Annotated in this window: 15 protein-coding genes and 2 pseudogenes; 4 read left to right on the forward strand and 13 right to left on the reverse strand. The window is 70.6% G+C overall.

Annotation, left to right across the window (positions count from 1 at the left end):
- Positions 1–107: 107 nt before the first annotated feature.
- The 3 genes from AC0QR5_RS08055 to glmS are packed head-to-tail and all read right to left on the reverse strand — an operon-like array spanning position 108 to position 3,760.
- On the reverse strand, positions 108–1,517 hold the full coding sequence (locus AC0QR5_RS08055; RefSeq protein WP_329860509.1) for a bifunctional ADP-dependent NAD(P)H-hydrate dehydratase/NAD(P)H-hydrate epimerase: 1,410 nt from the start codon (positions 1,515–1,517) through the stop codon (positions 108–110).
- A gap of 2 nt (positions 1,518–1,519) precedes the next feature.
- Entirely contained in the window at positions 1,520–1,870 is a 351-nt protein-coding gene (locus tag AC0QR5_RS08060; protein ID WP_329860510.1) for a holo-ACP synthase, read from the reverse strand.
- 15 nt (positions 1,871–1,885) lie between these two features.
- Complete coding sequence (gene glmS, locus AC0QR5_RS08065; protein WP_329860511.1) at positions 1,886–3,760, reverse strand: glutamine--fructose-6-phosphate transaminase (isomerizing); 1,875 nt, start codon at positions 3,758–3,760, stop codon at positions 1,886–1,888.
- Between the two features lie 75 nt (positions 3,761–3,835).
- On the opposite strand from glmS, the gene coaA reads away from it, so the two are divergent.
- Positions 3,836–4,804 (forward strand): type I pantothenate kinase, encoded by a 969-nt coding sequence (gene coaA / locus AC0QR5_RS08070; protein WP_430633656.1) that lies wholly within the window; start codon positions 3,836–3,838, stop codon positions 4,802–4,804.
- A 122-nt stretch (positions 4,805–4,926) separates the two neighbouring features.
- The gene (gene mscL, locus AC0QR5_RS08075; protein WP_329860514.1) at positions 4,927–5,310 is read left to right on the forward strand and encodes a large conductance mechanosensitive channel protein MscL; all 384 of its coding nucleotides are present in this window, start codon (positions 4,927–4,929) and stop codon (positions 5,308–5,310) included.
- 202 nt (positions 5,311–5,512) lie between these two features.
- Here the strand turns inward: mscL and AC0QR5_RS08080 are convergent.
- The 5 genes and pseudogenes from AC0QR5_RS08080 to AC0QR5_RS08100 all read right to left on the reverse strand — a co-directional run.
- Positions 5,513–5,965, reverse strand: a pseudogene (locus AC0QR5_RS08080) (sensor histidine kinase); the annotation flags it as partial.
- A gap of 33 nt (positions 5,966–5,998) precedes the next feature.
- Positions 5,999–6,091: pseudogene (locus AC0QR5_RS08085) on the reverse strand (hypothetical protein); the annotation flags it as partial.
- The gene (locus AC0QR5_RS08090; RefSeq protein WP_329860515.1) at positions 6,076–7,053 is read right to left on the reverse strand and encodes a hypothetical protein; all 978 of its coding nucleotides are present in this window, start codon (positions 7,051–7,053) and stop codon (positions 6,076–6,078) included. The pseudogene AC0QR5_RS08085 and the gene AC0QR5_RS08090, both read right to left, overlap by 16 nt.
- A 98-nt stretch (positions 7,054–7,151) precedes the next feature.
- On the reverse strand, positions 7,152–8,498 hold the full coding sequence (glmM, locus tag AC0QR5_RS08095; protein WP_329860516.1) for a phosphoglucosamine mutase: 1,347 nt from the start codon (positions 8,496–8,498) through the stop codon (positions 7,152–7,154).
- A gap of 665 nt (positions 8,499–9,163) precedes the next feature.
- Complete coding sequence (locus AC0QR5_RS08100) at positions 9,164–11,722, reverse strand: helix-turn-helix transcriptional regulator (RefSeq protein ID WP_329860517.1); 2,559 nt, start codon at positions 11,720–11,722, stop codon at positions 9,164–9,166.
- A gap of 364 nt (positions 11,723–12,086) precedes the next feature.
- On the opposite strand from AC0QR5_RS08100, the gene AC0QR5_RS08105 reads away from it, so the two are divergent.
- Entirely contained in the window at positions 12,087–12,932 is an 846-nt protein-coding gene (locus AC0QR5_RS08105; protein WP_329860518.1) for an endonuclease domain-containing protein, read from the forward strand.
- Positions 12,933–13,100: 168 nt separating this feature from the next.
- Here the strand turns inward: AC0QR5_RS08105 and rpsI are convergent, their stop codons facing one another.
- The 5 genes from rpsI to AC0QR5_RS08130 all read right to left on the reverse strand — a co-directional run bounded on the left by rpsI (position 13,101) and on the right by AC0QR5_RS08130 (position 18,788).
- On the reverse strand, positions 13,101–13,601 hold the full coding sequence (gene rpsI, locus AC0QR5_RS08110) for a 30S ribosomal protein S9 (RefSeq protein ID WP_329860519.1): 501 nt from the start codon (positions 13,599–13,601) through the stop codon (positions 13,101–13,103).
- Positions 13,602–13,642: 41 nt separating this feature from the next.
- A complete protein-coding gene (rplM, locus tag AC0QR5_RS08115) occupies positions 13,643–14,086 on the reverse strand; it encodes a 50S ribosomal protein L13 (RefSeq protein WP_329860521.1) in 444 nt (147 codons plus the stop codon).
- 368 nt (positions 14,087–14,454) lie between these two features.
- Positions 14,455–15,960, reverse strand: coding sequence for a polysaccharide deacetylase family protein (locus AC0QR5_RS08120; RefSeq protein ID WP_475372507.1), 1,506 nt, complete (start codon positions 15,958–15,960; stop codon positions 14,455–14,457).
- Positions 15,961–16,318: 358 nt separating this feature from the next.
- A complete protein-coding gene (locus AC0QR5_RS08125) occupies positions 16,319–17,344 on the reverse strand; it encodes an NAD-dependent epimerase/dehydratase family protein (RefSeq protein WP_329860523.1) in 1,026 nt (341 codons plus the stop codon).
- A gap of 52 nt (positions 17,345–17,396) precedes the next feature.
- Positions 17,397–18,788 (reverse strand): nucleotide sugar dehydrogenase, encoded by a 1,392-nt coding sequence (locus AC0QR5_RS08130; protein WP_329860525.1) that lies wholly within the window; start codon positions 18,786–18,788, stop codon positions 17,397–17,399.
- 324 nt (positions 18,789–19,112) lie between these two features.
- On the opposite strand from AC0QR5_RS08130, the gene AC0QR5_RS08135 reads away from it, so the two are divergent.
- Positions 19,113–20,498, forward strand: coding sequence for a glycosyltransferase family 2 protein (locus AC0QR5_RS08135; RefSeq protein ID WP_329860527.1), 1,386 nt, complete (start codon positions 19,113–19,115; stop codon positions 20,496–20,498).
- Positions 20,499–20,701 lie beyond the last annotated feature (203 nt).

Genomic DNA, 20,701 nt, shown 5'->3' on the forward strand with positions numbered 1-20,701 from the left:
AGGAACCGCCTCGAGGGCGGTGGAGTGGTCCCCGGGGTCGTGCCTGCCTGCGTTGATGGCTCCCGGAGCCGGGGGTTGCGGCTGCGAGTCCGCAGTCGTGCTCGGTTTCATCGGATGTGTTCAGCCAGGAGGCTTGCTCCGAAGCCCCTCTCTCCGAGGGCACCGGCCGCTGCGCCGCACTTTCCGATGGCGATGCCGGCCGAAACCACGACGTCTTCCGGCGAGCGTAGTTCACCCATGGTGGCCATGACCGCGCCAAGCACCCCCGTCAAGACATCACCGGAGCCGGCCGTGGCCAGCCGGGACGATCCTCCGCGAAAGACGTGCGTTGTTCCGTCCGGTGAGGCGCAGACCGTCGTCGGGCCCTTGAGCAGGACCGCCGAGCCGTAGAGCCTGCTGACCACGCGGGCCCACTTCAGGGGATCCGACTCGACGCCATGCCGGTCGACGGCGAATCCGGCTTTCCTCAAGAGGCGCGATGCCTCACCGGCATGCGGAGTCAGGATGGCGTTCCACCGCCCGTCCCCCGGTTCCACGACATCAAGCGCGCTCGCGTCGACGACGATCGGGAGGCCGGACTCCAAGGCAACCCTGACGCGGCGGATCTGGCATGCGTCGTCGCCGATTCCCGGGCCGACGGCCCACGCCTGGACCCGGTCCCCTTCCCGGACGAGTGGAACCGCTTCCGGGACGGCCCGGAGCACGGCGTCCTGCGAACCACCGGCCGCGATCCTCAGAAGCCCCAGGCCCGTGTTGACGGCGGCTGTGGCGCTGAGGACCGCCGCCCCCGGATAGCGCGACGATCCTGCGACGAGACCGAGGACGCCGCGCGTGTACTTGTGGTCTCCGGGCTGAGGCCGGGGCACCGCCGCGCACACGTCCGCCAACTCGACGACCTGCAGCTCGGGGTTCCCCAGATGGGGGCCCAATCCGATGTCGACGACTTCGATGCGTCCCGCCGCCAGATGGCCCGGCCCCACGGCGAGGCCGGTCTTCAGTCCTCCGAAGGTCACCGTCAGGTCTGCCGCTAGCACGTTCCCATCGGCCCCACCGGTATCCGCGTCGACGCCCGAGGGGAGGTCGCAGGCGACCAACGCTGCGCCGGCGGGCACGGTGGGGAGGTCGATGCCGCCCCGGGCACCGGTTCCCAGGACGGCGTCGACGACGACCTCCGTGCCGGCAGGGATCATCTGGACCGTCAGGATCCGGCCGCCGGCGCCCCGATAGGCCTCGAGCGCCTCCGCGTGGGCGGTGCCGCGGATCAGGAGGGCGCCGCAGGCGGCTCCCCGGCGGGCCAGCTCCGCGAGGGCGTAGAGTCCGTCTCCCCCGTTGTTGCCGGGACCGATGAGGCCGACCACCCGGGCCCCGTAGACCCCGCCGCGGCGCTGGACCAGTAGGCGTGCCGTGTGGACGGCCAGCCCGTGGGCGGCGCGTCTCATCAGCGCCGGACCCTCGCCGCGCTCGAGGAGCGGCTTCTCCGCCTCGCGGATCCGCGTTCCGGTCCAGGCGGGGATCACGGCTACTTCTCGGCGATGACCATGGCCGTGGCCAGGTCGCCGTCGTGGCTCAGGGACAGGTGCCAGTGCAGCACGCCCTTGCGGGCCGCTGCCTCCGCCACCGTGCCATCCATCATCACGTGCGGGTCGCCCGCGGCATCCACGACCACTTGGCAGTGCTGCCAGTTCATGCCCACGGGCGCACCGAGGGCCTTGGCGACGGCCTCCTTGGCCGCGAAGCGGGCCGCGAGCGAGCGGACGTTCAGGCCCCGCTCGGCCGGCACAAACAGGCGCTCGCGCAGCGCGGGCGTCCGCTCCAGTTGCTCCCTGAAGCGGGACACCTGCACCACGTCGACGCCGATCCCGACGATCACTGCCAGGCCCGTCCCCTACTCGACCGTGACCGACTTGGCCAGGTTGCGCGGCTGGTCGACGTCGAAGCCCTTGGCCGTGGCCAGCTCGCACGCGAAGATCTGCAGCGGCACGGTGGCCAGCAGCGGCATGAGCAGCGTCGGGGTCTGGCCGACGGTGAAGACGAACTCGGCGAACTGCTGCACCGACTCGTCGCCCTCCTCGGCGATCACGAGCGTCTTGGCGCCGCGGGCGCGGACCTCCTGGATGTTGGAGACGACCTTGGAGTGCAGCGAATGGCGGCCGCGCGGAGACGGCACCACGACGAAGACCGGCTGGCCGTCGTCGATCAACGCGATCGGCCCGTGCTTGAGCTCGCCGGCGGCGAAGCCCTCGGCGTGGATGTAGGCGATCTCCTTGAGCTTGAGCGCGCCCTCCATCGCGACCGGGTAGCCGACGTGGCGGCCCAGGAACAGCACCGAGTTCTCCTCGGCCATCGAGCGGGCGAGGGACTTGACGTCCTCGGAGCGGTCCAGGATGTCCTGGATCTGCGCGGGGATCTGCTGCAGGTCGGCGAGGATGTCCTTGATCTGCCCCGTGAAGAGGTTGCCGCGCAGCTGCGCGAGGTAGAGGCCCAGCAGGTAGGTCGCCGTGATCTGCGCCAGGAACGCCTTGGTCGAGGCGACCGCGATCTCCGGGCCCGCGTGCGTGTACAGCACGGCGTCGGACTCGCGCGGGATCGTGGACCCGTTGGTGTTGCAGATGGAGAGCGTCTTGGCGCCCTGCTCCTTGGCGTAGCGGACGGCCATGAGCGTGTCCATGGTCTCCCCCGACTGGGAGATGGACACGATGAGCGTCCTGGCGTCGACAATGGGGTCGCGGTAGCGGAACTCGTGGGAGAGCTCGACCTCCACCGGGATGCGGCACCAGTGCTCGATCGCGTACTTGGCCACCGAGCCGGCGTAGGCGGAGGTGCCGCAGGCCAGGACGATGATCTTCTGGATGTCCTTGAGTTCCCCGGCGTCGATGCGCAGCTCGTCGAGGGTCAGGCGGCCGGCGGCGTCGGAGCGGCCCAGCAGGGTGTCGGCGACGGCGGCCGGCTGGTCGTGGATCTCCTTCTCCATAAAGGACGGGAAGCCGCCCTTCTCCGCGGCGGCGGCGTCCCAGTCCACCGTGAACTCCTTGCCCTCGGCGGGGTTGCCGAAGAAGTCGGTGATGACATGGCTCTCGGGGGTGATGGTGACGATCTGGTCCTGGCCCAGCTCGACGGCCCGGCGGGTGAAGTCGATGAAGCCGGAAACGTCCGAGCCCAGGAAGTTCTCCCCCTCCCCCAGTCCGACGACGAGCGGGGAGTTGCGCCGGGAGGCGACGACGACGCCGGGGTGCTCCGCGTGGACCGCGAGCAGCGTGAACGCGCCCTCGAGGCGCTGGGAGGCGAGCTGGAGGCTCCGGGTCAGATCGCCGCCGCCCTCGCCGCGGTAGATGTCGCCCAGCAGAGCGGCGGCGACCTCGGTGTCGGTCTCCGAGAGGAAGGTATGTCCCTTGGCCAACAGCAGGGCCTTGATCTCGGAGAAGTTCTCGATGATGCCGTTGTGGATGACCGCGAGGTTTCCGCCGTCGGCAAGGTGAGGGTGCGCGTTCTGGTCGGTCGGGCCGCCGTGCGTCGCCCAGCGGGTGTGGCCGATGCCCGTCAAGGACTCCGGCAGCGGATCCGCCTCGATGGCCTGGACCAGGTTGCCGAGCTTGCCCGACTTCTTCCGGGACTCGATCCCGGATCCGGACAGCACGGCGACGCCCGCTGAATCGTATCCGCGGTACTCGAGGCGCTTCAGGCCCTCCAGGACAACGTCCAGGGCACCATGGTCACCGGACGACTTCGTTGCAAGGCCGACGTAGCCAACAATTCCACACATGCGCACCAGATTACCCTGCCCCGCCAGCGACCCCGTTGCGCCGCGCGTTTGGGAAGGACGGTGAACATTGGCACAATTCCTTGGGTGACTGAACCCCGAGGCCATGACAACGGCGTCTCGCCCTTCGTCGAGCTGGAGCGCCCTACGTGGGCACGGCTGGCCCACGAGATCGAACAGCCGCTCAACGAGGAGGACCTCGTTCGGCTGCAGGGCCTCGGCGAGCAGCTGGACCTCGACGAGATCCGCGACGTCTACCTCCCCCTCTCCCGGCTCCTGAACCTCTACGTCCAGGGCGCCGGCCGGTTGCACCAGGCCACCAACACCTTCCTCGGGGAGTCGACGCAGCGCACGCCGTTCGTCATCGGCGTCGCCGGCTCGGTTGCCGTGGGCAAGTCGACGACGGCCCGCGTCCTCCAGGAGATGCTGCGCCGTTGGCCGGACACTCCGAACGTCCAGCTCATCACCACGGATGGCTTCCTCTACCCCAATGCGGTCCTCGAGCGGCGGGGCCTCATGCAACGCAAGGGATTCCCCGAGTCCTACGACCGCCGACGCCTCCTCCGCTTCGTCGCCGAGGTGAAGTCCGGCGCCGAGGAGGTGCGCGCCCCCTGGTACTCGCATTTGAGCTACGACATCGTCCCGGACAAGGAGGTCGTGGTCACCCGGCCGGACGTCCTGATCGTCGAGGGGCTGAACGTCCTGGCCCCGGCCCGTGTCCGCTCCGACGGCACCTCGGGTCTGACACTGAGCGACTTCTTCGACTTCTCGGTCTACGTGGACGCCCGCACGAGTGATATCGAGGAATGGTACGTCCGCCGCTTTATGAAGCTGCGCCACGGCGCCTTTGCGGACCCCCAGTCCTACTTCCACCGCTACGCGAGCCTGAGCGACGACGAGGCCCGGGCGACCGCATTGGGAATCTGGAAGCGCATCAACGAACCGAACCTCCGCAAGAACGTCCTGCCGACCCGGGGACGTGCCCAACTGGTGCTGACCAAGGACGCGGACCATTCCATCCGCCGCATGCTGCTGCGCAAGATCTAGCCACGTCTCGGCGCGAGGATCCCCCGGCCGGATCGTGACGCCACCTACTGGTGGATAAAGTTCACAAAAAGAGTGCCCACATATCCCCCACGATGCGTATGCGGGGTTGTACTCTGGCTCTTATGATCCAGGGATTCAAAGAATTCATCATGAAGGGCAACGTCGTAGACCTTGCCGTCGCCGTTGTCATGGGCGGCGCCTTCGGCGCCGTCGTCACCGCACTGGTCGACAGCGTCCTGATGCCGCTGATCTCCATGCTGGTGGGAACCCCCAACTTCGACGAGTTCCTCGTCTTCGGGGCCGTCAAGCTGGGCGTCTTCCTGACCGCCCTCGTCAACTTCCTGCTGGTCGCCGCGGCCATCTACTTCGTCGTCGTCATGCCGATGAACAAGATGATCGAGCGCCGCAACGCCCGCCTGGGCATCACGGAAGAGGAAGAGGCCGTCGACCCGCAGATCGCGCTCCTCACGGAGATCCGCGATTCGCTGAAGACGAACCGCGCCTAACGAACATCCATCTGCTGGCGGGGTCTCGTAAGGGGTCCCGCCAGTTCTGTCATCTGGACCGGGTGTCGCACCACCATTGCTGAAGACCCGCGCGCTGCAGCTACGACCCGCGTTCCGCGAACCCCCGACAGCTGTGCGCCGCGCGGGTCAAATTCCTCGCCACCGGCAGCGTGACGGTCATATCCGTTCCCTGCGCGGGCCAGCTCCGGGCCTCGATGCTGCCGCCGTGCGCCTCGACGAGCTCCTTCGCGATCGCCAGCCCGAGGCCCGCACCCCCGATGGCCGTCTTGCGCACACTCGAGGTGCGGTAGAAGCGAACAAAGAGCCGGTCCAGCTCGTCCGGGCTCATGCCGATGCCCGTATCCCCCACGGTGAAGACAACCTGGTCGTGGATCCGGTACGCGTTGAGGGACACGGTGCCTCCGGAAGGCGTGTACTTGATGGCGTTGGACAAGAGGTTGTCCACCACCTGGCCCAGGCGGAGCTCGTCGCCCTCGACGACGAGACCCTCGTCGATGGACCCGTCCACGGTCAGGCCGGCCGCCGATGCCCGCGGCTGCTGCGATTCGAGGGCGCGCTGGAGAACCTGCGACAGGTCGACGCGCTCCCGGCGGATTTCGAGCCTTCCCGAAGCGGCGTCCAGGAGGTCGTTCACCAGACCCAGAAGCCGCTTCGAATTGCGTTGGATGACCGCAAGGTACGTCGCGAGACCCGGCGCTTCCTTCGCCTCCTCGCGGGCCATCTCGACGTAGCCGATGATCGAGGTCAGCGGCGTGCGCAGGTCGTGGTTGACGTTGGAGAGGAAGTCGTCCCGCGCGGCGAGGGCCTCGACGAGGTCCGTGACGTCGTGGAAGACCGTGACGGCGCCGCGGCTGCGCCGTCGGCGGCGCGCTGGGTGCGGGCCGAGACCGAGTAGGCCCGCTGGAGGCCGGACGGGCCCGCCCAGATCAACTGCCCGTCGAACTCCTCCCCCGTGACCGCGCGGCGCACGGGCCGCTGCTCGGGCGGGATCGGCGTGACGCGGTCCTCCCCGAACAGCAGGAGCTCTGCCTCGGTGGGGTCCGGGTGGTCCTCCGGCGTCACGAGCTCGTGGATGGCGTCCTGCTGCCGGTTGCGCAGCACATCGTGGCCGCCGGCGTCCGTCACGACGACGCCGACGTTCGCGGCGTTGAGGATGCCGTTGAGCAGCGCGCGGCGCTCCTCGGACTTCGCGAGCGCCTCGTTGAACTTCCGATTCTCGGCGGCCACCGTGGAGGAGACGACCTGGATGGCGATCGTGAAGGCGAGGATCAGGATGGGGATGAGCGCCGGGCGGAAGTAGTGGTCCAGGCCCTTGGTGCCGTCATCCGCGGAGCGCTGCTGGAGGTGCAGGATGACGGAGGGGATGACGACGGCGCCGATCCGGGTCAGCGTCGGGACGACCCGGGCCCAGGCGAACCAGAAGTAGGGCAGCGCGAGCAGGACCGAGAGGCCGGCGAGGGCGTAGTGCCCCGCGATGGCGATGACGCACAGGCCAACGAGGTTCGCCGCCGGGATCAGCAGCTGCCGGATGAACCGCTGGGTCTCCCAGCGGACGGTGAACGCCGCGGCCGTGGCGCACACGATGATGCCCGTGCCCACCCAGAGCCAGGCGTCGCCGTCGTCCGGCCGTTCGGGGTGCGTCGTGAACGTGAAGAACAGGACCATCGCGACGGCGACGACGGTCGGCAGCTGGTTCAGCATGACGGCCGCGCGCGGGGTCATGGTCGGGACGTCGTCCCTCAGCCCATGACGCGGCCCATCTGCCGGAACTGCGTCCACGTGCTGGGCGCGGTCCCCTGGTTCTCTGCCGTCACGGTCCGTCAGAGGGCGAGCGCGGTCTGCACCGTCTCCGCCAGGCTCCGGGCCACCGATTCCGCGGTGCCGTGGTCAGCGGCCTCGACCATGACGCGCACGACGGGCTCGGTGCCGGAGGGGCGGAGGAGGACGCGGCCGGTACTGCCGAGCTCGTCGGCCGCGGAGCGGACGGCATCGGCGACGGCGCCGTTGCTGGAGACGGCCGACTTGTCGACGTCGCGGACGTTGATGAGGACCTGGGGCAGAACCGTCATCATGGACGCCAGCTCCTTGAGGCTCTTTCCGGTGGCCGCGACGCGGGCGGCCAGCTGCAGGCCCGTGAGGACGCCGTCGCCGGTGGTGGCGTAGTCGGAGAAGATCACGTGGCCGGACTGCTCGCCGCCGAGGCTGTAGCCCTCGGCGCGCATCGCCTCGAGGACGTAGCGGTCGCCGACGGCCGTCTCGCGGATGGCGATGCCGGCGGCCTCCATGGCCAGCTTGAGGCCGAGGTTGCTCATGACGGTGGCCACGAGGGTGTCGTCCTTGAGCTTGCCCTGGTCCTTGAGGGTCGTGGCCATGATGGCCATGATCTGATCGCCGTCGACGATGGAGCCCTCGTGGTCCACGGCGAGGCAGCGGTCGGCGTCGCCGTCGTGCGCGATGCCGAGCGCCGCGCCGTGTTCGACGACGGCGGCCTGCAGCTTCTCCAGGTGGGTGGACCCGTAGCCGTCGTTGATGTTGATGCCGTCCGGGTCGGCGCCGATGACGACGACGTCGGCACCTGCGGCGGCGAAGACCTCGGGTGAGCAGCCGCTCGCGGCTCCGTGGGCGCAGTCGAGGACGACCTTGAGGCCCTCGAGGCGGTTGGGCAGCGTGCCGAGGAGGTGGACGACGTAGCGGTCCTCGGCATCGGCGAAGCGGCGCACGCGGCCGACATCCGCGCCGAGCGGACGCAGCGGCTCGAGCTCGAGCTGGGCCTCGATGGCATCCTCGAGCGCGTCGTCGAGCTTCTGGCCGCCGCGTGCGAGGAACTTGATGCCGTTGTCGGGCGCGGCGTTGTGGGAGGCCGAGATCATGACGCCGAAGTCGGCGTCCAAATCTGCGACGAGGTAAGCGGCCGCAGGCGTCGGCAGTGTCCCCGCGTCGAAGACATCGACCCCAGCTGCGGCGAGCCCGGCTTCGATGGCGGCCGAGATGAAGTCGCCACTGATGCGCGGGTCCTTGGCGACGACGGCGACTGGACGCTTACCGGCCGGCACCTGGTTGAAACCGAGGACGACGGCCGCGGCCTGAGCGAGGCCCATCGCCAATTGAGGCGTAATGAGGACATTCGCCTTCCCTCGTACACCATCGGTACCGAACAACCGTGCCATAGGACTCCAGACATCGAGCTGGCCGCCAGCCAAAGTGGTCCCCCCGGATCCGGCACAGCGGCAGCAATCTACACGTGTATAACCACATCGAGTGTACGTCACGGGTCCACGCGGCTCGTCCCCCGTGATGGACCGGACGCTTTCCGGCCCTTGGGTGCTACGTCACCGGGCCGAGCAGGTAATCGACCGAGGCGTGCTTCCCCATGCCGCAGGGCGCTTCCGGATCGCCGGCGACGGGAACGCACAAGAACCGTTCCGTCTCGTTTCACGGACCCGACGGTGGCACCCGGGCCGCATACCAAAGAGACCACCGGCACCGGGCTGGACGCGTGGGAGAGCCCCAGCGTCTTGAACCATGGGGAAGGGTGATTTTCGGGGTGAAATCCGCCCGTTCCTCTCCACGTGGAGACCCGTGACCGTGTACGCGCCGATAGCCTGAACCGATCCCTTGGCATCTTCCGGCGCCCGCTACAGGGAGCCAGGGCGCCGGGCCAGGGGATCACCGCCGAAGGGTCGGTACGCACTTGGGGGCACTACCGGCCCTTCGGCGCGTCCGGGCCAGACCCGCGCGCCTCCGGCCAGCGCCGCCCGCGCGGAACCCTCCCGAGCCGGCCCCGCGCCCGCGGAAGCCGGGGCCAGGAGGCGCGCGTCCGGCGTCGTACCGGCTAGAGGAAGCCCCACTCCCGGGCGGCCTGCACGGCCTCCTCCCGCGAGGACACCCCGAGCTTGCGGTACAGCGACGCCGCCTGCGCCTTCACCGTGTTCACCGAGACGTGCTCCTGCGCCGCGAGCTCCGCCCGGCCCAGCCCCCGCGCGATCCCCGCGAGCACCGCGAGCTCCCGCGTCGTCAGCTGCGGCCGCGGCGACTGCCCCCGCCAGCGCGTGTACCAGATGGCGTCCAGCCGCGCCCGCTCCTCCGGCGCCAGCCCCAGCGCGTCCCCGACCGCCCCGCGGTGCGCCGGCGTCTGCCACAGGCCCAGCAGGTCGATCAGCGCCCCGCCGGAGCGGTGGTTGCCCGCGAGCTCCCGCAGGACCTCCGGCGGCAGCTCCCGGTGCCCCTCGAGCGCGATCTGCATGACCCGCGCCCCGAAGCGCGAACGCGCGCTCGCCCCTTCCTGCCACGCGAGCGCCCGCGCCCGCGCCGTGGCCGCCTCCAGATCGCCCGTGGCCGCCTTGAGCCAGATGTCCAGCAGCGGGCCCTCCGCGCCCAGCTCCTCCGGGCGCAGCCTCGGCGGATCGAAGCGGCCCGCCGAGAGCGCCGCGAACCACTTCGCCGCCTCCAACAGCCGCACGGCGAGCGGGTTCGCCGCCGACTTGCGCGCCTGCTGCAGCGAGGAGATGAGCCCGTAGCCTCCCATCGGCGAGCCCGTGAGCACCTGGTGGCGCGCCGCGAGGCTCGCGTGCGCCGGCCACAGCGTGTGGTGGTCCGGCAGCGGCGGCAGCTCGGCGAGAATGCGCCCGAGCTCCTCGATATCCAGGGCCTCGAACGCGAGCTGGGCGCGCGCGAGGCGGGCCGCCCGGCCCATGACCGGCTCGCCCCACGGCAGCAGCGCCGCCTGCAGCCCGTAGAGACGCAGCCACTGCCGGGTCTGCTCCGAGTCCCCATCCATCGCGGTGATGAGCGCCAGGTGCGCCGCCGCGGCCGAGGTGACCTGCGGGGCATTGCCGCGCAGGCCGTAGGACAGGCAGGAGCGGAACGCCTCGAACGCCTCGCGGTCCCGGCCCGCGAGCAGCAGCTGCAGGGCGCACTCGCCCTCCACCATGCCGCAGAGCAGGCGGGAGGCCGCCGCGGAGTCGTCCGCCGCGCGGATCACGGGGCGCAGCGCCGCCGCCCGGTCCGCGGCCTCCTTCACGTGCCCGCGGTGGCGCAGCGTGTAGACCTCCACGAGGCCCACCGTCAGCGCGAGGCCGTCCGCCTGGTGCGCGAGGCCCTCCGCGAGCTCCGTCAGCCGGGCCGCCGCCGCGTCCTCCCGGTACCCCTCCCCCGTGCCGTGCCCGCCGGCCACGAGGTCCACGCCGCCCATGAGCGCCGCGAGCAGCTCAACGCCGACCGCGGCCAGGCTCGATTCGCGCAGCAGCGCCCGCGGGGCCCGCTCCATCGCCCGGCGCAGGCGGACCGGGTTCTGGGCCAGCAGCTCCGCCCAGCGGCCCGCCGCGAGCACGTCCAGGAGCGGCTTCCACCAGTGGTGCTCCTCCACCGCGTCCAGGACCTCCCGGCCGTGGCCCGCGGCGATCCCCGCGTCCAGGACCATCCGCACCCACGCGTGGTCCTGCCCGGCGTCGTGCGTGGTGCGCAGCGATCGGACCACGGCCTGGCGGATGACCTTGGGGGTGCGGACGTTGCCGTCCAGGCCAGTCACCGCGAGCCCCGCGGCCTGCAGTTCACGGCACGACGGCGGCGCCTGGCCGCCGTCCGCGAGCATCCGCCAGACGCTGTCGTCCAGGACCGGGAGGAACGCCATCCGGGCCAGGCGGCGGTCCGGGTCCGCGGCGCGCAGCCACGTGCGCAGGCCCGTGACGACGGCCTCCACGGGGTCCGTGGGCAGGGCCGTCGCGGCGACGGGCGGGCGGCGGGCGGCGCTCCGGCGGGTGGACGTCGAGGCGGCGGCGGTCGAGGCCGCGGCGGTCGTCGAGGCCGCGGCCGCGCCGGGGCCGTCGGCGTTGATGCCATGCCCGGGCAGATCCAGGGTCGCCGCGTCCGGCAGGGGCGCACCCGTGCGGGAGCTCAGGGCGATGAGCGCCCTGTTGTCCAGGGCCTCGAGGGCGTTGCGCCAGCCGCCGGCCAGGTCGTAGAGCGCGTCCGCGGTCGGCAGCGAGGCGTCCTCGAGGCCGCCGCGGCGGGCGGCGAGCCACGTGCCGACCTCGGCGCGGTCCAGGAGCAGCTCCGCGAGCTCGACCGTCTCACAGTCGATCCGGTCCTGCAGCTCCGACCAGTCCTGGTCCGGGAGCGCGACGAGCGCGATGCGCAGCCGGGCGTCGTTCTGCAGGCGCGAGTGGATCGAGGCGACGAGCTCGGCGTGGTGGCGGTTCGCCGGCGGCGAGTACTCGAGGATCCCGCCGCCGAGGGTGCGCAGCCAGTGCCGGGCGAAGCGCATCCGGCCCGAGCCCTTCGGCGCCAGGACCAGGAGCAGGCGCGTCGAGCCGTCGAGGACCCGGGGCCGGGTGGCGAAGCGGTCCCACGTCGGCGGCGCCGAGGCCGCCGTGCCGTCCTGCGAAAAACTCAAACACGTCCCCTTGAGAATGTCCTTGCCGCCGTTGCGATGCGGTGCCCCCTTGAAAGGCCATGCTAAGGCATCCTGGCCGTGCCTCGTCACAGGAGACGGCCGTTCCGCCACCGGCTTCGCCTCGCTGACTCGGCGCCCGAGTGAGTCGACGGGAAGATCTCCCGCTTCTCGGCGCCCGGACCGGCCCGAACACGGCGAGTCCGCGCGACTCGCCGACCCCACTCTCGGAGAAGTGGGAACTTCTGCAGCGCCCCCGACGCTGCTGCCCCCTCACAGCCCGGGGCTGACGGTTCCGGGAACGTTGCTGTCCACAGAACTCCGGCCGGCCGTCGCGCGGGATCGGCTTCGGCGGCTGGATGGATGCATGGAGATCGAAGAGTTCATCCGTCAACGCGGGGGCGTCGTCAAGGTCGGGAGGCTCCTGGACGAGTACCCGCGCCACCTGGTCATCCGGGCGAGGGAGGGGCTGCTGCGTCCCGCGCGCGGATTGGTGGCGGTCCCCGGCTACCGCGCCGATGTCCTGACGGCCCTGAGGAACAACGGGGTCCTGACCTGCATCTCGGCGGCGAAGGACTACGGGCTGTGGCCCAACGACACCCCCGACCGGCCCCACTTGGCGTGCAACCACAGCAGGGCCACGGGCGTGACGGTCCACCGCCGGTTCACCGACAAGCCCCCTGCCGGCCTTCCTCTGGCGTCGATGCAGGACGTGGTACTCCACGCCTTGGGCTGTCTGCCACGCGTGCAGGCCGTGGGAATCGCCGAATCGGCCTTGCGGAAAGGGCTGGACCGGCAGATACTGCTGGGCCACCTCCAGACGAGCAAGCTCGGGACGCTGCGCCGCCGGCTCGAGGAGGCCGACGCCACCGCCGAGTCCTATCCGGAGCTGGCCATGCGGCTGGCACTGCGTGACCACGGCGTCCCCTTTGAGGCCCAAGCCAGGATCCCCACGCTCGGTCGGGTCGACTTCCTGATCTGCGGCGTACTGATCCTGGAGATCGACGGGTTCGCCTACCACTCAACCCGCGATGCGAAGCGCCGGGACGACGAGCGGAACAACCGGGCCGCGGCGCTGGGCTACGCCACGTTGCGCTACCTGCCCGAGTTCGCCCAGTTCCAACCCGAGGCCGTCATCGCGGACATCAAGACGGTCCTCACCACACTGGGCGTCCTGCGCGACGATGAAGACTTCCCATTTCTCGCCGCCTGAACCGGCCGGCACCCGGCGCGTCCGGCCGACACGCCGAGCGGGCAAGGCGAGAACTGGGAAGGTCTGCACGGGCCAGGCGGCAGGGCGACGCAGGTGGGGACGCGGAAGGGCCCCGCGGCGTTCGCCACGGGGCCCTTCCAGCCGACGACCAGGTCGGCGCAAGCGGGTTTAGCGCTTGGAGTACTGCGAGGCCTTGCGGGCCTTCTTGAGACCGGCCTTCTTGCGCTCGATGACGCGGGCGTCACGGGTCAGGAAGCCGGCCTTCTTCAGGGCCGGGCGGTTGTTCTCGCGGTCGATCTCGTTCAGCGAGCGGGCAACGCCCAGGCGCAGCGCGCCGGCCTGGCCGGAGTCGCCGCCGCCGTGGATGCGGGCGATGACGTCGTACGCGCCATCAAGCTCGAGGAGCTTGAACGGCTCGTTGACTTCCTGCTGGTGCAGCTTGTTCGGGAAGTAGTCCTCGAGCGAGCGGCCGTTGATGGTCCACTGGCCGGAGCCCGGGACGACGCGGACGCGGGCGATGGCCTGCTTGCGGCGGCCAACGGCTCCACCGGCAACGGTCAGCGCCGGGCGCTCCTTGACGACGGTCTCCTCGACCGAGGAAGACTCAGAGGTGTAGGCCGTGGGGGCCTGACCCTCGAATTCATTCAGCTCTTCAGTGTTCTGAGCCACGATTCTCCTTGAAAACTTGTCTCTTGTTTCGGGGCCCAGCGCTACTGCGCGACCTGGGTGATGTCGAAGGCCTTCGGCTGCTGGGCAGCGTGCGGGTGCTCGGCACCGCGGTAGACCTTGAGCTTGGACAGCTGCTGGGCAGCCAGGGAGTTCTTCGGGAGCATGCCCTTGACGGCCTTCTCCACGGCCTGAACCGGGTTCTTCTCGAGAAGCTCGGCGTAGCTCACGGACTTGAGGCCGCCCGGGAAGCCGGAGTGGCGGTAGGCGCGCTTCTGCTCGAGCTTGGCACCCGTCAGGGCGACCTTCTCGGCGTTGATGATGATGACGAAATCGCCCATGTCCATGTGGGGGGCGAAGGTCGCCTTGTGCTTGCCACGCAGCAGAGTTGCGGTCTGGCTGGCGAGGCGGCCCAGAACGACGTCAGTGGCGTCAATGACGTGCCACTGGCGGTCTGCGTCGCCGGGCTTCGGAGTGTACGTACGCACAGTAATTGCCTTCGTTTCCTTAGATACTGGTCAAGCGCCCGTCCGGCAGCAGCGGTGAGATCCACTACCAGCCAAGCACTGTGTTCTTGAGTTGCGCTCTACCAGTTCATCAGGTGAGGACTGATTCCAACCGGCCGCCCAAGGCTGCCCGCACGCCCCGCAGACCAGGGCCCTGCAACTGGGCCGTCACGCGAAGCGAGTGATGTCGGGCAAAAGGACACGCACTGCAGCCAACAACTTTACGGCATTAACGCCCCGCAGCCAAAAGCACAAGTCGCCTCGAGCATCCCGCGCCGGGGACGACGACGGGGCCCGCCTGCGCTGCGCAGGCGGGCCCCGGCGTCGTACGCGAGGCTACCGGGCCGGCGTCACGAGCCCGTCGAGCCGGTCAGCGTTCCGAGCGCGTCCCGCAGGAACGCCGGCGGGCGCAGCCAGCCGTTATCGTTCGCCGAGAGCTCGCCGTTGGACGTGAGCGCGTAGTCGTCCGTGACGATCGAGCCCTCGTCCACAAGCGCCAGGCCGAAGCTGATCGCCGTGTGACCCTCCGGGATCACGGGCGTGGTCCACACCGCTTCCCGCACCTTGTCCGAGGCCCGGAAGAACGGGCTCGCCTGCCAGTAGTCCCACCGCCCGTCCACCGTGCGCAGGTAGACCACGAACTGCGGGTCCCCCGTGCCCTGGTAGTGCGTGCGGAGCGTGTAGCTGTGCCCCGGCTCCACGATGGGGCTGCACTCGCCGAGGTCCATGCGCAGCAGCAGCTTCGCGTCGCCGTCGACGTGGTCCGCCACCGTCACCCGGTACGCGGTGTCCCCGCGCAGCCCCGGGCTGACCCGCGTGAACGACGCCGTGTTCTTGCCGTAGCCGGCCGCCTCCCAGCACACCGGATACGCCTCGTTGTCCAGCATCTCCAATCCCGGGTTCACGACCCCGGCGCTGCCCGTGTCCGGGACCGACGGGTCCGGGCCGTCCACGGCCGCCTTCTCCTCGCCGCCGACCACCTCGTCCACCGTGCGCACGATCGTGCCGCGTGCCTCGCGCTCCTTGAGCCACGCCATGTACTCCTCGAAGACCTGCGGATCGACCGAGATCCCGCCACAGCTGCCCTCGCAGACCGTGTGGAACGTCATCTGCACCCAGCCTCCGCCGTTCGCCTCCGCGCCGAGCACCGGCGCCTTGAGGTCCTCGAGCGTCCAGTCCTCGTTCACCATCTGCGGCGCCTTGGTCAGGAACGGCTCGTCCGGAACCAGCTTCTCGGCCGTCGGGCACGCCCCGCAGGAGAAGTCCGTGGCCGTGCCGCCGAGACCGCGGGCCGTGTTGTAGCCGCACTCCTCCGCCGCGTCCCGCACGCCCTGGGTGCTCGCCGCGTTCGGATACGCGAAGCTCGTGGTCCTGAAGCCCCAGCCCATGAGCATCGCCCGGTCCAGGCAGATCTGCCGGGCGGCCTCGTCCACCGGGACCTTGTCCAGCTCCACGTGCTGGTAGCCGTGGCCGCCGAGCTCGTGCCCCGCCGCGTACAGCCGGTTCAGGTCCTCGAGGTCGAGGTAGCCGTCGAAGCCCGTCGACCCGGAGTTCACGAAGAACGTCCCCAGGAGCCCGTGGCGCTCCATCACCTCCGCGGCGATCAGCTGGTCCTTGGTGCCGTCGTCGAACGTCAGGCTCACCACTGTGCTGCCGTCGACCGGCAGCCCCGCCGACGTCAGCGGCACCTGCCGGGCCAGGCCCACCGGGTCCGGCTCCGTCGTCGCACGCTTCTGCCCGCCGGCCAGCCGCGTCGACGGGCTCGGGCCCGCGGCCGCCGGCTCCCCCGAATCCCCGGCGAGCGCCGGGAACAGGGTGACCGCGACCGGGACCGCCATCACCGCGACCAGCAGCACGGTCAGGATCAGCAGCGGAACCCTCCAAACGCCCCTTCGTCTGGATGTCGGTTCTGTCATGACTTCACTTCCTTACGGTCCTGCGCGGAATCCCCCACGCTTCCTTGAAGGCTGCGGCGCGACGCCGCCTCCCGTAGTGCTCGCGGACGGGTCCCCTCCGTCCGTTCGGCCGCCGTGGACTCCTCCGCGGCTCCCCCGGCCGGTGCCGTGCGCGTCGCGTGCGGCGCGTGCAGCGGGTTAAAAGCAGGGCGGCCGGCGTTTGGGGGGTTACGCCGGCCGCCCCTCAGCGGCCACCCGGGGGCGGCCGCGACTGTGGGGGCGCGTCCCGGGCCCAAGCCCGGGACCGCCCGGTGGCGGCCTATCCCGCGGCCGCGAGGGGCGCCAAGGCGCCCGGCTTGCCCATGAGCCGCGCCTCGAGCGAACCCCGCTGGCGCAGGTCCTCGGCCACGAGGTCGATGATCCGATCAACATTGGTCCCCGGGACGAACCCGATCAGGCCGTTCGCCTTGGAGTTGTTCGGCACGCGGCGGCGCATGTCCTCGTAGCCCGGCGAGTACGCCTGCTCGTAGGGCACGAGCGTGATGGAGCTGTCGCTCCCCGTGCGCTCGACGATGCGCTCGGCCAGCTCCAGGATGCTGACCTCCTGCGCGCCGCCCAGGTTGAACGCCTGGCCGAACGCCGACTCCTGCCCGGACAGCCGCACGAGGGCCGGGACGACGTCGCCCACGTAGGAGAAGCAGCGGCTCTGCAGTCCGTCTCCGAACACCGTCAGCGGGGCACCGGCGAGCGCCTGGCCCACGAGGTTCGGCACGACCATGCCGTAGCGGCCGGTCTGGCGGGGGCCGACGGTGTTGAACAGGCGCACGATCGCGACCTTCAGGCCCAGCTCCGACCAGTAGGCGTGCGCGAACGCCTCGTCGATGCCCTTGGCGCCCGCGTACGTCCAGCGGGACTTCAGCGCCGAACCGAGGATCCGGTCCGCCTCCTCGTCCAGGGAGTCCGAGGCGTTCTTGCCGTAGACCTCGCTCGTGGAGGCGAGCACGAGCACGGCGTCCTCCGCGAGCGCTGCGTTCAACACGTTCTCCGTGCCGTGGATGTTGGTGCGCAGGCTCTGCAACGGCTGCTCGACGATCAGCTGCACGCCGACCGCCGCGGCGAGGTGGAACACCCGGTCGGCGCCGGCGACCGCGCGGCGCACGGCCTCCTGGTCCAGGACGGAGCCCTCGATGAAGCTGAAGGACTCGCTGTCCAGGGCCTCGGCGAGGTTGTCGAGGCTGCCCGTGGAGAGGTCGTCGAGGACGGTGACCTCGTCGCCCTCGGCCAGGAGGTAGTCGGTGAGGTGGCTGCCGATGAATCCGGCGCCGCCGGTGATGGTGGTCTTCATGGTGTGGCTCCCTTGTGGCTGCTGTTTCTTTTGCGGCTTCGAGATGTGGTGGTCAGAGGGCGATGCTGCCGGGCACGTCCGTGGCGCGGTAGGTCGCGTCCAGGACGATCGCGCGGGGGTCGATCCAGTCCAGGTCCACGGCGGAGTGGCGCGTGTGCAGCAGCACCAGGTCCGCGCCGAAGCCGGCCGGGTCCTCGACGTGGGCGAGGCGCTCACCGCCGAAGTCGATCGCCGCGAAGTGCGGGTCGTGGTAGCCGACGTCGGCGCCCATGGCCCGCAGCTCGGTGATGATCTCCAGGGCCGGCGACTCGCGCAGGTCGGCGACGTCCGGCTTGTAGGAGACGCCGAGGACCAGGACGCGGGCGTCCCGGATGCCGGCGCCGGCGCCGGAGAGGACCTCCCGCACGCGGTCCGCCGTGCGGCCCGGGCGCTGCGAGATCGCCGTCATGGCCTGCTCGATGACCGGCGCCCCGCGGTGGCGCTTGCGCAGCTGCCACAGCAGGTAGTGCGGATCGCACGGGATGCAGTGCCCTCCGACGCCCGGCCCCGGGTAGAACGCCATGAAGCCGTAGGGCTTGGTCGCCGCGGCGTCGATGACCTCCGTGACGGAGACGTCCAGGTCCCGGCAGGCCTCGGCGAACTCATTGATCATGGCGATGTTCACGGCCCGGAAGGTGTTCTCCAGGAGCTTGGTCATCTCCGCGGCCTCCATCGAGGCGACGGTGTGGGTCCTGTGGGCGTAGCGCGAGATCAACGCGTGGGCCTTGGCCGCGCAGGCGCGCGTCGCCCCGCCGATGACGCGCGGCACGTCCTCCTGCGCGAAGCGCGTGTTGCCGGGGTCGATGCGCTCGGGGCTGAAGGCGACGAAGACGTCGGTTCCGGCCTCGAGGCCGCGCGCCGCGAGCGGCTCGACGAGCAGGTCCCGTGTGCACCCGGCATAGGTCGTGGAGGTCAGCATGAGCAGCTGCCCCGCGACGGCGGTGTCCACGACCATGGCGCAGGCGCCGCGCAGGATCTTCAGGTCCGGCACCTGGTGGGCGTCGATCGGCGTCGGGACGCAGACGATCACCGCGGCCGCGGCCTGGATCACCGAGGTGTCCTGCGTGAGCAGGAAGTGCTCGTCCTCGAGGGCCTCGTCGAGGCGGGCCCGGTCCGATTCGACGAGGTCCGCGCGGTAACTGAAGATCTCCTCGAGCCGGCGGGCGCTGACGTCGACGCCGAGGACGCGGGCGCCGGCGGCGTGGAAGGCCAGGGCCGTGGGCAGGCCCACGTATCCGAGGCCGACGATCGCGACATCGAAGTCGAACCGCCGCTGGCCCGCCTCGATGCGTACTGCTTCCTCGAGCCCCGTCGGCCGCTCCGGGCGGAGCGCGGCGCCGGGAGCGCTGGTAGTTGCCGCCGCAAGGGTTCCCTGAGCAGACGTGGTGGAGGCAATGGTGGTCATGTCGATGTTCCTACTTCCCAAGTTGGATCCGACCGGATGCTGGCCCCAAGGGCCCGGCGGGCCTGTCCGTTCCCCTTACTCGACAGGCAGATCCCGCGCCGGAACCTCCCAGGGGCTCCGCCGGCCTTTCCACTCTGCGCCGCCCCGCCACCGCGCCCCAAGCCCCGGCCGCGGATCGTGTGGGTGCCCACCGCGGCCCCGCAAAACGGTGTGGTGAACCGCACACGGGACGCTCGCGGGGCCGGGACCGCCGCACCTACGCTGAAGGAGCCCGGACGGCTCTCGCACGCCCCGGACCACCGCACCTTGGAGGGAATGGCACCGATGGAACCCATCTACGCCCTGGCGATCCTCGTGATCCTGGGACTCAGCACCGCCGTGTGGACCACCGCCGGCCTCATCCGCTACCTCGCCGGCACGCCGCGCCGCTTGCGGCGCCGCTCCGGAGCCGTGGGACACCGGACGGAATCCGGGCACGACGGCGGGGCCCCGGCGTCGTCCCCTCCCCTGCCCTCCGACGTGGCGGTCCTCGTCGCCGCGCACAACGAGGAGCTCGTGATCGCCGAGACGATCCGCTCCGCCGCGCGCCTCGTGAAGCCGCACCAGATCTACGTGGCCTCCGACGGCTCGAGCGACCGCACCGCGGAGATCGTGCGCTCGATGGGCGCCAACGTCGTCGAGCTGTTCCCCAACCGGGGCAAGGCCGGCGCCCTCGTCGCGGCGATCGGCCACTTCCGGCTCGAGGAGCGCTACAAGGCCGTCATGCTGCTCGACGCCGACACCCAGCTCGCTGCCGACTACCTCGAGACCGCCCTGCCGATGCTGGCCGACGAGGACGTCGTCGCCGTCGCGGGGCGCGCCTCCACGCTCGCGGACCCCGCGCCCTCGACCTGGCTCGGGAGGGTCCTCGTGGGCTACCGCGAGCGGCTCTACATCGCCGTGCAGTACCTGCACAAGTACGGCCAGGCCGCCCGGCACGTCAACGTCGTGATGATCGTGCCCGGGTTCGCGAGTCTCTACCGCACCCGCGTGCTGCGGCATATCGACATCGCCGCGAAGGGACTGGCGATCGAGGACTTCAACATGACGTTCGAGGTCCACGCCAAGAAGCTCGGCCGGATCGCGTTCCACCCGCACGCCGCCATCGCCTACACGCAGGACCCCGACAACCTCGTCGATTACGCCAAGCAGGTCCAGCGCTGGGCGCTCGGCTTCTGGCAGACCCTGCGCCGCCACGGCGTGCTGCACCGCGGGCTGTTCTGGCCCGTCGTCGGCTTCTACGCCGTCGAGCTCGTGTTGAGCAGCATCGTCATGCTGCTCATGCTGCCCGTGCTGATCATGAGCACCACCGCGCTCCTGGTCTCCGAGGCCGTCGTGGTGCAGGACCAGTCCTGGCTGTGGCTGACCGGCGTGCTGCCGGTGACGGTCGTGGTGTTCGGCGTACTGCTGCCCGACTACCTGCTCACCGTCATCGCCGCCGTCATCACCCGCCGGCCGCATTACTTGCTGCTCGGGATCGTCTTCCCGCTCGTGCGCGTGCTCGACGCCTTCCTGTGCCTCAAGGCCTTCGCCCGCGCCTTCGGGCCCCGTTCCAAGACCAACGGCGCCTGGGCCAGCCCCTCCCGCCGTCCCGCCGCGCTCGACGACGCGAACGCCGAAGACGACGCCGTCGCGGACGGGCGGCGGCCGGCCGCCCTGGGCGCCGGCTGATAGGCGGCGCCGGGAAGTGAAGACTTCCCACTTCCCGGCACCGGGCCCCGGTGTGTCCGCCCGACACGCCGCGCTGGACGAGGTCCGGAGGCCGGGACGTGGGCAACCTCGGCACGGCGGCTTGGGGGCACCGTGGCGCAGAACCCCTCAAGGGCGAGGGAACAGGACCGCCGCAATGGTGCGGCGGACCGCAGAGGGAGCCC

Source organism: Arthrobacter sp. J156, from assembly GCF_056172865.1.